The 12,824-nt window shown below is 67.9% G+C and carries 11 protein-coding genes and 6 tRNA genes; 11 read left to right on the plus strand and 6 right to left on the minus strand.

All coding sequences use genetic code 11. The features are described from left to right. Positions 1-2 precede the first annotated feature (2 nt). The 4 genes from thrS to JWS13_RS07140 all read right to left on the minus strand — a co-directional run bounded on the left by thrS (position 3) and on the right by JWS13_RS07140 (position 4,088). Entirely contained in the window at positions 3-2,060 is a 2,058-nt protein-coding gene (thrS, locus tag JWS13_RS07125; protein WP_206005102.1) for a threonine--tRNA ligase, read from the minus strand. Positions 2,061-2,155: 95 nt separating this feature from the next. After that, a complete protein-coding gene (locus JWS13_RS07130; RefSeq protein ID WP_206011520.1) occupies positions 2,156-2,581 on the minus strand; it encodes a TIGR02611 family protein in 426 nt (141 codons plus the stop codon). A gap of 77 nt (positions 2,582-2,658) precedes the next feature. Continuing rightward, on the minus strand, positions 2,659-3,861 hold the full coding sequence (locus JWS13_RS07135; protein WP_206005103.1) for an RtcB family protein: 1,203 nt from the start codon (positions 3,859-3,861) through the stop codon (positions 2,659-2,661). Between the two features lie 155 nt (positions 3,862-4,016). Continuing rightward, positions 4,017-4,088, minus strand: a tRNA-Val gene (locus JWS13_RS07140). 263 nt (positions 4,089-4,351) lie between these two features. On the opposite strand from JWS13_RS07140, the gene JWS13_RS07145 reads away from it, so the two are divergent. From JWS13_RS07145 to JWS13_RS07165, 5 genes are all read left to right on the plus strand, one after another. Then, a tRNA-Gly gene (locus tag JWS13_RS07145) sits at positions 4,352-4,424 on the plus strand. Between the two features lie 24 nt (positions 4,425-4,448). Continuing rightward, a tRNA-Cys gene (locus JWS13_RS07150) sits at positions 4,449-4,519 on the plus strand. 1 nt (position 4,520) lies between these two features. Further along, positions 4,521-4,592: transfer RNA gene (locus JWS13_RS07155), tRNA-Val, on the plus strand. Between the two features lie 79 nt (positions 4,593-4,671). After that, positions 4,672-4,744: transfer RNA gene (locus tag JWS13_RS07160), tRNA-Gly, on the plus strand. A gap of 16 nt (positions 4,745-4,760) precedes the next feature. Next, positions 4,761-4,835: transfer RNA gene (locus tag JWS13_RS07165), tRNA-Val, on the plus strand. Positions 4,836-4,905: 70 nt separating this feature from the next. Here JWS13_RS07165 and JWS13_RS07170 read toward each other — a convergent pair. Further along, the gene (locus tag JWS13_RS07170; protein WP_206005104.1) at positions 4,906-5,394 is read right to left on the minus strand and encodes a 2-isopropylmalate synthase; all 489 of its coding nucleotides are present in this window, start codon (positions 5,392-5,394) and stop codon (positions 4,906-4,908) included. Positions 5,395-5,868: 474 nt separating this feature from the next. Between JWS13_RS07170 and JWS13_RS07175 the strand changes: the two genes are divergently transcribed. Genes JWS13_RS07175 through JWS13_RS07185 form a run of 3 tightly spaced genes read left to right on the plus strand, consistent with a single transcriptional unit; the run spans position 5,869 to position 7,977 of the window. Beyond that, positions 5,869-7,086 (plus strand): MFS transporter, encoded by a 1,218-nt coding sequence (locus JWS13_RS07175; protein WP_206005105.1) that lies wholly within the window; start codon positions 5,869-5,871, stop codon positions 7,084-7,086. Between the two features lie 22 nt (positions 7,087-7,108). Further along, the gene (locus tag JWS13_RS07180; RefSeq protein WP_206005106.1) at positions 7,109-7,450 is read left to right on the plus strand and encodes a hypothetical protein; all 342 of its coding nucleotides are present in this window, start codon (positions 7,109-7,111) and stop codon (positions 7,448-7,450) included. After that, complete coding sequence (locus tag JWS13_RS07185) at positions 7,447-7,977, plus strand: GNAT family N-acetyltransferase (RefSeq protein ID WP_206005107.1); 531 nt, start codon at positions 7,447-7,449, stop codon at positions 7,975-7,977. The genes JWS13_RS07180 and JWS13_RS07185 overlap by 4 nt, the downstream gene beginning before the upstream one ends. Positions 7,978-7,986: 9 nt before the next feature. Here the strand turns inward: JWS13_RS07185 and zapE are convergent, their stop codons facing one another. Next, positions 7,987-9,003, minus strand: coding sequence for a cell division protein ZapE (gene zapE, locus JWS13_RS07190; protein ID WP_124392965.1), 1,017 nt, complete (start codon positions 9,001-9,003; stop codon positions 7,987-7,989). Positions 9,004-9,037: 34 nt separating this feature from the next. Between zapE and JWS13_RS07195 the strand changes: the two genes are divergently transcribed. Genes JWS13_RS07195 through JWS13_RS07205 form a run of 3 tightly spaced genes read left to right on the plus strand, consistent with a single transcriptional unit; the run spans position 9,038 to position 12,775 of the window. Beyond that, positions 9,038-9,826, plus strand: coding sequence for a pyrimidine reductase family protein (locus tag JWS13_RS07195; protein ID WP_206011521.1), 789 nt, complete (start codon positions 9,038-9,040; stop codon positions 9,824-9,826). A 23-nt stretch (positions 9,827-9,849) separates the two neighbouring features. Continuing rightward, positions 9,850-11,406 (plus strand): alpha/beta hydrolase, encoded by a 1,557-nt coding sequence (locus JWS13_RS07200; protein ID WP_241032127.1) that lies wholly within the window; start codon positions 9,850-9,852, stop codon positions 11,404-11,406. Positions 11,407-11,440: 34 nt separating this feature from the next. Beyond that, on the plus strand, positions 11,441-12,775 hold the full coding sequence (locus JWS13_RS07205) for a glycosyltransferase family 87 protein (RefSeq protein ID WP_124392963.1): 1,335 nt from the start codon (positions 11,441-11,443) through the stop codon (positions 12,773-12,775). The last annotated feature ends 49 nt before the right edge of the window (positions 12,776-12,824 follow it).

The raw sequence follows: 12,824 nt of genomic DNA on the forward strand, positions 1-12,824 counted from the left end.
CGTCACCCTTCCTGACCGGATTGCAGCAGTTCCGCCGTCGGCGACGCGTTCTCGCGGCGGCCGATCCATTCGGTGACGATGCGCACGGCGTCGTCCACGGGCACGCCGTTGACCTGGGTGCCGTCGCGGAACCGGAAGCTGACGGCGCCGGCTTCGACGTCGCGCGCACCCGCCAGCAGCATGAACGGCACCTTCTGCGCCGTGTTGTTGAAGATCTTCTTCTGCATGCGGTCGTCGCTCGCGTCGACCTCGGCGCGGACACCGGCCGCCTTCAGCCGCTTCACGACGTCGAAGAGGTGATCGGCGAATGTCTCCGCCACCGGGATGCCGACCACCTGGACGGGCGCCAGCCAGGCCGGGAACGCACCCGCGTAGTGCTCGGTGAGCACCCCGAAGAACCGTTCGATGGATCCGAAGAGGGCTCGGTGGATCATGACCGGCCGCTGCTTGGTGCCGTCGTTGGCGGTGTACTCGAGGTCGAACCGCTCGGGCAGGTTGAAGTCGAGCTGAATCGTCGACATCTGCCAGGTACGCCCCAGGGCGTCCTGCACCTGCACCGAGATCTTCGGGCCGTAGAACGCGGCGCCGCCCGGATCGGGAACGAGGTTCAGCCCCGACGACTCCGCGACCTCGGCGAGCGTCGCCGTCGCTTCCTCCCACACGGCGTCGTCGCCGACGAACTTGTCCGGGTTCTTGGTGGACAGCTCGAGGTAGAAGTCGTCCAGTCCGTAGTCCTTCAGCAGACCGAGGACGAACTGCAGGGTGGTCGCCAGTTCATCGCGCATCTGCTCGCGGGTGCAGTAGATGTGCGCGTCGTCCTGCGTCATGCCCCGCACGCGGGTCAGTCCGTGGACGACACCCGACTTCTCGTACCGGTACACCGAACCGAACTCGAAGAGCCGCAACGGCAGTTCGCGGTACGACCGTCCACGGGAGCGGAAGATCAGGTTGTGCATCGGGCAGTTCATCGGCTTGAGGTAGTAGTCCTGGCCCGGCTTGCGCACGGTGCCGTCCTCGTTCAGTTCCTCGTCGATGTGCATCGCGGGGAACATGCCGTCGCGGTACCAGTCCAGGTGACCCGACACCTCGTAGAGGTGGCCCTTGGTGATGTGGGGGGTGTTGACGAACTCGTACCCCTCCTCGACGTGGCGCTTACGCGAGTAGTCCTCCATCTCGGTGCGGATGATCCCGCCCCGGGGATGGAACACGGGCAGTCCCGAGCCGAGTTCGTCGGGGAAGCTGAACAGGTCGAGCTCCGACCCCAGCTTGCGGTGGTCGCGGCGCTCGGCCTCGGCGAGCAGTTCCAGGTGCTGCTCCTGCGCCTCCGCCGACTCCCACGCGGTGCCGTAGATGCGCTGCAGGTCGGCGTTGTCCTGGTTGCCACGCCAGTACGCCGCCGAGCTGCGAGTGAGCTTGAACGCGGGGATGTGCTTGGTGGTGGGAATGTGCGGGCCGCGGCACAGGTCTCCCCACACCTTCTCGCCGGTCCGCGGGTCCAGGTTGTCGTAGATGGTGAGCTCGTTGCCGCCCACCTCCATGATCTCCGGGTCGTCGATTCCCGACTTGTCGTCGATGAGTTCGAGCTTGAAGGGCTCGTTCGCCAGTTCGGCGCGTGCCTCCTCCAGCGAGTCGACGACGCGGCGCGAGAACCGCTGCGATCCCTTGACGATCTTCTTCATCCGCTTCTCGAGGTTCGCGAGGTCCTCGGGAGTGAACGGGCGTTCGACGGCGAAGTCGTAGTAGAAGCCGTCCTTGATCGGCGGGCCGATGCCGAGCTTGGCCTCGGGGAATTCCTGTTGGACGGCCTGCGCGAGGACGTGCGCCGCCGAGTGCCGGATGACGCTGCGGCCGTCGTCGGTGTTCGCCGCGACCGGTTCGACCTCGACGTCGGCGTCCGGCACCCAGGACAGGTCCTTGAGCTGGCCCTCCGCGTCACGGACCACGACGACGACGTCCGGGCCCTTGGTCGGGTAGCCGGCCTCCCGAACCGCTGTACCGGCCGTCGTCCCCGCGGGCACCCGGACGAGGGTGGCTTGGGCGGCGGATGCGGGGGTGCTCACGGCGATGTTCTCCTAGGTGAGGTGTGCGGTGCAGACATGGTGAATGTGCCAGCCCATGTTATCGGCCCAGCAGTGACACCCAATCATGCGTCCGGCTAGAGCGGGCTCTCCAGCCACGGGTAGTCGAGGCCGATCCACGTCCCGACGAGACCGAACGTCCCGAGCAACCACAGCGTGGCGAGGACGACGGCACACGTCAGCAACGCGCCCAGCCCCTTGACCACCAGCGACTGCCGCGAGAACCAGTCCATGAACTTGTCGTAACGCTGCCGCGCGTAGTGCAGCAACCGGTGGGCCCACTCGAACTCGGACGCGAGAATCCCGAGCCCCGCGAACACGATCAGCCAGCCGGGCCCGGGGTACGGGATCGCGACGATCCCGGCGGCCAGCACGAGAACGCCGATCACCCCCACCACGATGCGGTACGCCAGGTTGAGGCTCGGGCGCGCGGCGACGTGTGCCCGCCACCGGCGCCAGCGGCTCTCCGCTTCCTGGAACGGCGACAGATCCGAGTCGTCCACGTCCCTGTTCTCGGGCGCGGATCCCGGTCGAGCTTCTCTGCTGGTCACCAGTCCACCCTACCGACCGCGACCTGCCCTCACCCCTTCACACAGACGACCTGCCGCAGGTGGGCCACGACCTCGACGAGATCGGCCTGCGCTTCGATCACCTGCTCGATGTCCTTGTAGGCGCCGGGAATCTCGTCGATCACACCGGCGTCCTTGCGCGATTCGACGCCGGACGTCTGCCGCACCAGGTCGTCGACGGTGAACCGCTTCTTCGCCTTCGTGCGGCTCATCGTCCGTCCCGCCCCGTGCGACGCCGAATTGAAGGACAACTCGGAGCCCAGGCCCCGCACCACGTAGGAACCGGTACCCATCGACCCGGGGATGAGCCCGAGATCACCCCGGCCTGCCCGGATCGCCCCCTTACGTGTGACGAGCATCGGCTCGCCGTCGACGATCTCCTCCGACACATAGTTGTGGTGGCAGGAGATCGGCTCGTCGAACCGCACCGTCCTGCCGGGAAGGGACTGCCGGAAGGCCCGCATCACCAGCGTGAGCATGACGGCGCGGTTCCGGGCCGCGTACTCCTGCGCCCACGTCAGGTCGTGGCGGTACGCATCCATCTCCTTGCTGCCTGCGAGGAACACCGCGAGATCACGATCGACCAGCCGCTGGTTGTGCGGCAGGGCCCGCGCCACCGCGATGTGCCGCTCCGCCAGTTCCTTGCCGATGTTGCGTGACCCGGAGTGCAGCATCAGCCAGACCTCGTCGGCGTCCGAAAGGCACACCTCGATGAAATGGTTGCCGCCGCCGAGCGTGCCGATCTGCTTCATCGCCCGCGATTCCCGGGACTGCACGCCGGAATGCAGGTCGCCGAATTCCTGCCAGAATCGATGCCACCCCTTCTTCACTCCCCCGGCATCCGGACCCAGTGCGCCGACGTTCACCGAATGCTCGTGCATGGCGAAACCGACGGGCACCGCCCGCTCGATGTGCGACCTCATCGACCGCAGGCTGTCGGGCAGGTCGCTCGCGGTCACATCGGTCCGGACCGCCGTCATTCCGCAGCCGATGTCGACGCCGACCGCCGCGGGGGCGACCGCCTCCCGCATCGCGATGACGGAACCGACCGTCGCACCCTTGCCCACGTGGACGTCGGGCATGACGCGCACCCCGTGCACCCACGGAAGGTCGGCCATGTTCCGCAACTGCTGCAACGCAGCCTGCTCGATGGTCTGCTCCTCCGCCCACATCAGTGTCGGCGCGGTGGTGCCTTCCAGCCTCACGGGGAACATGGGACTTCAGTCCTTCGGTTGCGGATCACCCGGGAATATACGGCCGGCTCAGTTCATTGTCCGTCGCACCGGAGAGCGGCAACAACCGATTTTCCGGGTGCGCACACGAAAAAGAAGAGGTCGTTTCCGATTTCGGAAACGACCTCTTCTCTGCGTGGTCCCGGCTGGGATCGAACCAGCGACCTTCCCGGTGTGAACGGGACGCTCTTCCACTGAGCCACGGGACCGAGGCGCGCCAGTTACTCGCGCTCGAACGAGTTGGAACATTAACAGACCGAGCGGCCGAACGAAAATCACCCCGATGGGATTCGGGTCGGGTTCGGGTGGGATTCGTGCCGGCCCCTCCCCGCGGCACGTCCGCGACCCGGTCCCGTTCACGCCGAGTTCACCGTCTGATGCCTTGACCTGCAGATTTGTAACTATCGCGGATGGTCGGCTAATGTTCTCAACCGCACCACGGAGAACATTCTCCGCGAGTTACACGGTGCATGCGGACGTGGCGCAGCTGGTAGCGCACAACCTTGCCAAGGTTGGGGTCGCGGGTTCGAATCCCGTCGTCCGCTCGAGAGGTTGGACTCAACCTTTACGGTGGAGTGGCCGAGTGGTGAGGCAACGGCCTGCAAAGCCGTGCACACGGGTTCGATTCCCGTCTCCACCTCGCGCGATTAGCTCAGCGGGAGAGCGCTTCCCTGACACGGAAGAGGTCACTGGTTCAATCCCAGTATCGCGCACCGAGATAGATGCTAGATGCTCGACTGTTAGTGTTTGACTTGCTCGACAGTGACGGCCCCGCACGGGGCCATCACGAATGCGGACGTGGCGCAGCTGGTAGCGCACAACCTTGCCAAGGTTGGGGTCGCGGGTTCGAATCCCGTCGTCCGCTCTCTTTTTTCCGTCCCGCGCGATTAGCTCAGCGGGAGAGCGCTTCCCTGACACGGAAGAGGTCACTGGTTCAATCCCAGTATCGCGCACCATTTCGCGTTCAACCGAAAAGTTCACGACGTGCGGCCCCGGTCATCGACCGGGGCCGTACGTCGTTGTGCGTCAGGCGGGCCGGAGCCGGTTGGCGCCGGAGATCATCGCGCGCAGAGTCGATTCCGTGCGGGACTCGCCGATTCCCATCGCCCAGAGCCGGATGCCGGCGCTCTCGCAGAGCAGGAAGGTCGCCGTGCGGTGCCCGATCTCGTGCTGGTGGAAAGACAGGATCTCGATCGCACACCCCGCGTCGTGCAGCATCGAGGTCATGGCGGAGACCGGGCCGGGCGCGCTCGCACCGGTCTTGCAGATCGATTCGCCGATGCCGAGGGTGGCTTCGAAATCCCACATTCCGGGCCCGGTCTTCGTTTCCGACCAACTACCCAGGCGGAACGGTCCGTTGCACGGTGCGTAGACGGCGTCGAACGCGGTCCAGGTCATTCCGGCGGCTTCGGTGCGGAGTTCCGACGGCAGCGACTTGCCGTGGCGCGCGGCGAACGGGTCGGCCGCAGGTGCCGACGAGGGAAAAGACGAAGCAAAAGAAGTGTTGGCGCTCATTTTCGTGGTCTTCCTGAAAGGAGGGAGGACCAACGCGTAGCTCAACGACCCGCAGCGAGGGGTCGGTCCGTATCAGACCCCGCTACGGCGGAGAACTACGAGAATGCGCTGCATGGAGGACACTGTAGGCGACAACCGTCCGCGGAGACAACCCCGAGTACGTGTCGTAGCGACGGCCACGGCGACGGCCGGGTGACGAAATCGTTACCCCCGCTTCTGGAACGTGAGGAAATCCTCATGTATCGTCGAACTTGCCATCCACCCCCCCGATGGCAATGAGCCCCAGCCATGACCCCCCATCCAAGGCTGGGGCTCAGTCTTGTTCCGGGCACCCCGTCGACCCGCGCTTTCGGACATATCACCCGCCGATCCGGAGAACGCTGCACATCCCCGCAAAGTATTGGACACTCGTCCAATCAGAGACCAGGATCGCCGCACTCGCGGCGGGGATGTCCACGATCGAAGGCCTGCCACATGACGGATTCACCACGCGCGGACGTGTCCGCCGAACGATCGGCACGGATCGCCGCATCGATCGCCTTCGGTCTGCAGGGTTTTCTCCTCGCGGCCGTCCTCACGCAACTGCCGCAGTACCAGGACCGATTCGGGTTCGATGACACGGTCATCGTGGTCGCCGTCGTGACGGTGTCGCTCATCGCCGGAGCGGGAAGCATCCTCGCCGAGCACCTGGCCCGCCGATTCTCCAGCAGAGCGGCACTGCAACTCGGGCTCGCGACGATCGCGGCCGCAGGCGGAGCGCTCGGTTTCAGCCCGAACACCGCCGCCTTCTTCGCCTGCCTGTCCGTGTACGGTGCCGGACTCGGCATCGTCGACGCCGCCGCCAACATGCAGGCGGTGTCGATCCAGCACGCCTACGGCCGCTTCGTCCTGTCGTCGTTCCACGCGGTGTGGAGCGTCGGTGCGATTGCCGGTGCGCTCTTCGTCGCCGCGACGTCGGCCCTCGGCGTGGGTGTCGCCGCCGCGCAGCTGACAGCGGCGTTCGTCGTGATTGCCGGCCTCGCCTACTGCGGGCCGCGGCTCCTCCGGCGCCGGGAACCGGCAGGCACCGTCGCACCGGCGACCGGCCCTGTCGCCGTTCCGGTTCCGATCCGGGCGCTGCTCGCACTCGGTACCGCGATGGCGTTGTTCTACGCCATCGATTTCGGCGTCGCCAACTGGTCCGCGCTGTACGTCAGGAACGTGCTGCTCGCGGATGCGGGTACGGCCGCTTTGGCGCTGGCCGCGTACCAGTGCGCGGCTCTGGTGTCGCGGCTGAGCGGCGACTTCTGGGTCGCGAAGTACGGCGAGATCGCCGTCGTCCGTGGGGGTTCGGCGGTCGGTGTCGCCGGAATGGCGGTCGTCGTGTTCGCCGGGTCCCCGGCCGTCGCCATCGCCGGATTCCTCGTCGTGGGCCTCGGTGTCCCGGTCGTCGCCCCCCTGTGCTTCAGCGCCGCCGGACGACTGGCGCCTGCCGGACAGGTCGACGACGTGGTGGCGCGGATCAACCTGTTCAACTACGCGGGAACCCTCGTGGGCGGGGCGATCATCGGCGGCGTCGCCGCCGCGACCAGCCTGCGGGTCGGGTTCGTGGTCCCGCTCCTGTTCGCGGTCGGGCTCCTCCTCCTCGCGCCCGCGTTCGCCTCGAACCGGGACCGCGACGAGCAATCCGAGTGGGCCCCGGACCGCGACTGACGGCAGATGTTCTACTTAGGTCATGCCGACTTGGGGATGGTTCGTGATCGCGGTGGGAAACGTCTACATCGCGGTTCTGGTCTCGTCGCGGTCCTGCCGCGGCGGCTCGCACACCCCACCCGACCTGCATCCCGCATCGACGTGGCGGCACCTCGACGACGCCACCCGGGACGAGGTGACGTGCCTGCTGGACCGGGGCCGGACCACCGAGGCGATCAAGCTTCTCGTCACGCGGGACGGAATCGGCGTGCGGCACGCGAAGGCCACGGTCGAGTACGGCCGGAGCATTGCGGCGATCAGCCTGCTGCGGGACAGTACGGGGATGACACGTCGGGAAGCGAAGGACGCGGTGGATCAGCTGTGACTGTCGAAATCGACCCCGCGGGAATCTGGGATTCCGAGGCGATCGCCGACGTCGCCGCGGCGACGTTCCCTCTCGCGTGCCCGCCCGGGGCGACGCAGGACGACATCGCCACGTTCATCGACGACGTGCTGTCCGCCGAACGGTTCTCCGAATACCTCACCGACCCCGACCGCACCGTCCTCAAGGTCACACACGGCGGGGCGATCGTCGGCTACGCGATGCTGATCGACGGGGAACCCGCCGACCCGGACGTCGGCAGGGTCGTGACGCTGCGGCCGACCACCGAGATCAGCAAGCTGTACGTGCTGCCCGGCAATCACGGAACCGGCGTCGCGTCCGCACTGATGGATGCGATCGTCGAACGCGCGGTCGCGGCGGAGTGCGCGGGGCTGTGGCTGGGCGTGAACCAGGAGAACGTTCGAGCCCAGCGCTTCTACGCCAAGCACGGATTCACGCAGGTCGGAACGAAGACGTTCGTCGTCGGCACCCAACTGCACCACGATTTCGTGATGCAGCGGGCGCTGTAGCGAGCCGGGTCAGCTCGCCGCGACCTCGAAACGCGACAGCGCCAGCAGGCGCGATGTGGCACGCAGGTACTTCTTCCGGTACCCGCCGGCCAGCATCTCGGGGGTGAAGATCGCGTCGAGCTTGGCCCCGGCCACGGTGACCGGGATGCTCGCGTCGTAGAGGCGGTCGGCGAGGACCACCAGCCGCAGCGCGACCGACTGGTCCTCGGCGGGGTGGACGCCGTCCAGGAACACTGCCGGAATGCCCTCGACCAGCTTGTTGTAGCGGGACGGGTGCAGCGTGCTGAGGTGCTTGCACAGGGCGTCGAAGTCGTCGAGGGTCGCGCCGGGGATGCTGTCGGCGCGCTCGGCGAGCTCCTCCGAGGAGATCGGGTCGGGGGCCGGCGGCAGGTCGCGGTGGCGGTAGTCGGGTCCGTCGACGCGAATCGTCTCGAAGATGGAGCCGAGCTTCTTGATCTCCCGCAGGAAGTCCTGTGCGGCGAACCGGCCCTCACCGAGCTGGCCGGGCAGCGTGTTCGACGTCGCCACGATGGACACGCCGCGTGCCGACAACTCCGACAGCAGGCGGGAGACCAGCATGGTGTCGCCCGGGTCGTCGAGTTCGAATTCGTCGATGCACAGGACGCTGTGATCGGACAGCTGCTCGACGGCCTTGTTGAAGCCGAGGGCGCCGACGACGTGCGTCAGCTCCACGAACGTGCCGAACGCCTTGGGCGACGGGACGCTGTGGAAGATCGAGGCCAGGAGGTGGGTCTTGCCGACGCCGAAGCCGCCGTCGAGGTAGAGACCGGCACCGGTGGCCGGCGTCTTCTTCCCGAACAGACCGCGTCGACCGCCGCTGCGGATCTTCACGACCTTCTTCGCGAACTCCTCCGCCGTCTGGACCGCGGCGGCCTGGCTGGGTTCTGCGGGATCGGGAATGTACGACGCGAAGCTCACCTCGTCGAACATGGCCGGGGGCACCATCTGAGCTACCAACTGATCAGCGGGGACCACGGGGCTGCGATCGACAAGACGTGCATGCATACAAGCAGGGTATCCACGTGTTGTGATCACCAACATGCACCGTGTACATATTGCGACATTTTTCACACCGGACAGTCCGCCCGCCCGGGAGGAGTCCAGCGAATCGACCGCGAACACGCTGCGCGAGCTGTACGCCTACCCGGCGGAGACCCCGCGGCCGTGGCTCCGCGTCAACTTCGTGAGCAGCATCGACGGCGCCGTCTCCGTCGACGGGGTCAGCGGGGCGCTCGGCACCCCCGCGGACGCACTGGTCTTCGAGACGCTGCGGGAACTGGCCGGCGTCGTGCTGGTCGGGGCCGGAACCGTCCGGGCGGAGAACTACGGCGGGGCGCGCATCGGCGCCGAGGGCCGGCGACGCCGGGTGGCCGCGGGGATGCCGGAGGTCCCGCCGATCGCCGTCGTGTCCGCCCGCGCCCACCTCGACCCGCAGGCCCGCCTGTTCACGGACACCGAGGTGGCGCCGATCGTCGTCACGTGCGCGGACGCGGACCCGGTGCGGATCCGCGCCCTCGCCGATGCGGGCGCCCGGATCGTCACGGCCGGCGACGGGCAGATCAGCAGCGAGAAGCTGATCGCGGCGCTGGACGACCTCGGACTGCGCCGGGTGCTCTGCGAGGGCGGACCGAGCCTGTTCGGGCAGCTGATCGCGGACGACGCCGTCGACGAGGTCTGCCTGACCACGGCCCCGGTGCTCGCCGGGGGAACCGCCGGGCGCGTCGCCACCGCACCGAATTCCCGGATCACCGCGATGACTCCCGCGCACATCCTCACCGACACCGACGGCACCGTCCTCACCCGATGGGTGCGGCTGCCCCGCCCGTAGGGGAACCTGGCAGGGTGGTCGCCATGCGCAGATCGGTGTTGCTCGCAATGGTTCTCGTGGTGTGCACCGCGTGCGGAGCCGGACCGTCCAACCGCCCGCACGTGGCAGTCGAGCGCGAGGGCGGCGGCAGCGAACCCACCGCGACCGAGACCGAGAACCCCGACGCCGCCCCGCCCGTGCTGCAGACCCCGAAGAACGACCTGGCGTGGACCGACTGCACCCAGAGCACGCTCGGCGCCCTCGGCCCGGGCGCGACGGCCCCCGCCGGGCTCATCTTCGAGTGCGGCTCCTACGAGGCGGCCGTCGACGAGAGCGGCACCCTGCCCGGGACCTTCACGATGGGCGCGATGCGGGCGCGGCTCGCCGACACCCCCGAGAACGCAGCCCCGCTCGTGCTCACGTCGGGATCGGACCGGTCGTCGACCGCGACGCTCGCGGCGCTGAGCACCGGCGGTCTGACGTCACTGCTGTCGACGCGCCCGGTGGTCGCGGTGGACCGCCGCGGGATCGCCGCTTCGCAGGAGATCGAGTGCCTCACCCCGGAACTCCGCAGCAGCCTGGCGAATCTCGGGCAGTTCGACCCGGGAACGGGTGACCAGGTCGACAAGGTGACCGCGCTGGGCCGCGACGCCACCATCGCGTGCACCGACTACCTGCAGCCGCAGGAACTCGCGTTCGACAGCACCCACGCCGCCGACGACATCGAGGAACTGCGCCGCACCTGGGACGTCGACGCGCTCGGGATCCTCGCCACCGGCAACGGCAGCGCCGTCGCGCTCAGCTACGCCGCCAAGTACCCCGGCCGGGTCGGCCGGCTCGTCCTCGACTCCCCCGCCGTCACCACGGTGGACGCCGCGACCGTCACCGAACAGCAGGTGGCGGGTCAGGAGGCGGCGTTCGACGCGTTCGCCCGCCAGTGCACGGCCCTGAACTGCTCCCTCGGCGCCGATCCGCGCGCCGCGATGACGGACGCCGTCACCCGCGCCGCGAACGGGCAGATCCCGCAGGTCTCGGCGAACGCCCTCCTCACCGCGGTGTCCGGGACGCTCGCCGCGGCGGGCGGCGACCAGCAGGGCCGCGTCCGGGCCCTGTCGGATGCCGTGTCCGCCGCCCTCGCCGGGAACACGGCGCCGATCCTCGCGGCGGTCGCGCAGGCCGAGGCCGCCTACGAGAGCGACGGCCAGTTCATCACCCGCTGCACCGACGGCCAGCAGTGGCCCGCGCCCGACCGGGTCCGGGAACTGCAGAAGCTGTGGAGCGAACGGTTCCCGCTGTTCGGCCCCAACGCCGCCGTCGGTCTGCTCACGTGCACGTCCTGGCCCGCGACCGCGCCCCCCGCCCTGCCCGGCGAGCTGGCACTGCCGGTCCTGGTGCTCAGCGGCACCGCCGACCCGGTCGTCGGGAACGCCGGGGTGGGGACGGTGACGGGGGCCGTGTCGAGTGCAGGCGCCGCGACGGCGACGCTGACGTGGCACGGCAGCGGCCACCCCGCCACCCATTCGGACTGCGCGCAGAAGTCGATCGTCACCTACGTCACGGACGGGGTGCTGCCGCCGGACGGCAGCGCCTGCCCCGCCTAGCCGAGGTGTTCCGCCCGACACCCACAGGGGGTGCGTGACCGCACGTCAGGGCTTCTCGGTGTACCGTGCCGTGGTGTTCCTTCGACAACTCGAACCGCGCACCGGGCGGACTGCCAACGAGGTAATCAACTTCGCGCTGTGGCCGATCGCCGTCATGACCGTGCTGCATCGAGTGGTCGTCAAGGCGGTCAACGGGTACATCACCGACGACTTCCGGCCGGTCTACAACGCTGCCCTGGCCTTCCTGAACGGGCGTCCCGTCTACACCGCCAACTTCAACTGGGTCGACCCCCACTACCTGTACCCACCGTCCGGGACGCTGCTGATGGCGCCGATCGCGGTGATCGACCCCGAGAAGTCCCGCTGGTTGTTCATCATCGCCAACGCGATCGCCATCGTGATCGCCCTGTACCTGCTGCTGCGGCTGTTCGGCCTGGGCTTGAACTCCATCGCGGCCCCGATCCTGCTGCTCGCCACGTTCTCGTCCGAGACCGTCACCAACACCCTGGTCTTCACCAACATCAACGGCCTCGTCCTGCTCGGCGAAATCGCGTTCCTGGTGCTGCTCATGAAGCGCAAGGACATGTGGTCCGGTGTCGCCATCGGGCTGACGTTCGCGGTCAAACCGATCCTCGCCCCACTGCTGCTGCTGCCTCTGGTGCGCGGACAGTGGAAGGTGTTCGTCACCGCGATCGGCATCCCCCTGATCCTCACCGCCGTCGCGTGGCCGCTGTCCGCGGACCCGATGGACTTCGTGCACCACACGGTGCCGTACCTGATGGAGTCGCGCGACTACTTCAACAGCGCGATCGTCGGCAACGGCAAGTACTACGGGCTTCCCACCGGCCTGATCTGGGCGCTGCGCGGCGTCTTCGCCGCCATCGTGCTCTCGTCCCTGTGGCTGCTGTACCGCTTCTACCGCCACGACGAACTGTTCTTCGTGGTCACCACGTCCGGTGTTCTGCTGACGGCGTCGTGGCTGCTCGGTTCGCTGGGCCAGATGTACTACTCGATGATGCTGTTCCCGCTCCTGATGTCCGTGGTGCTGAAGAATTCGGTGATGCGGAACTGGCCGGCGTGGCTGGCCGTGTACGGCTTCATGAGCTACGACAGCTGGCTGTCGAGCCGGTTCATCGAAGCCGGCCGGACCGCGGAGTACATGAAGACCACGCTGGGGTGGAGTCTCATGCTCCTCGTGATCTTCGGGGTGCTCACCGTCCGGTACGTCACGGCGCGACGCGAAGGTCGCCTCGACCGGGGCATCGATCCGGCGTTCCTCCTCGAACCGGGCGAGACGATCCCCGCGACTCCGCGGGAGCCGGAACCGGACGAGCAGCCGCAGGTCGAGTCGGCCACCGCCAAGACGTAGCTCTGTCACACGCCGGAGCCTCACGGCCGGAATCGGCGAAACGTATTAG

The sequence above is a fragment of the Rhodococcus pseudokoreensis genome, from assembly GCF_017068395.1.
Classification (GTDB): domain Bacteria; phylum Actinomycetota; class Actinomycetes; order Mycobacteriales; family Mycobacteriaceae; genus Rhodococcus_F; species Rhodococcus_F pseudokoreensis.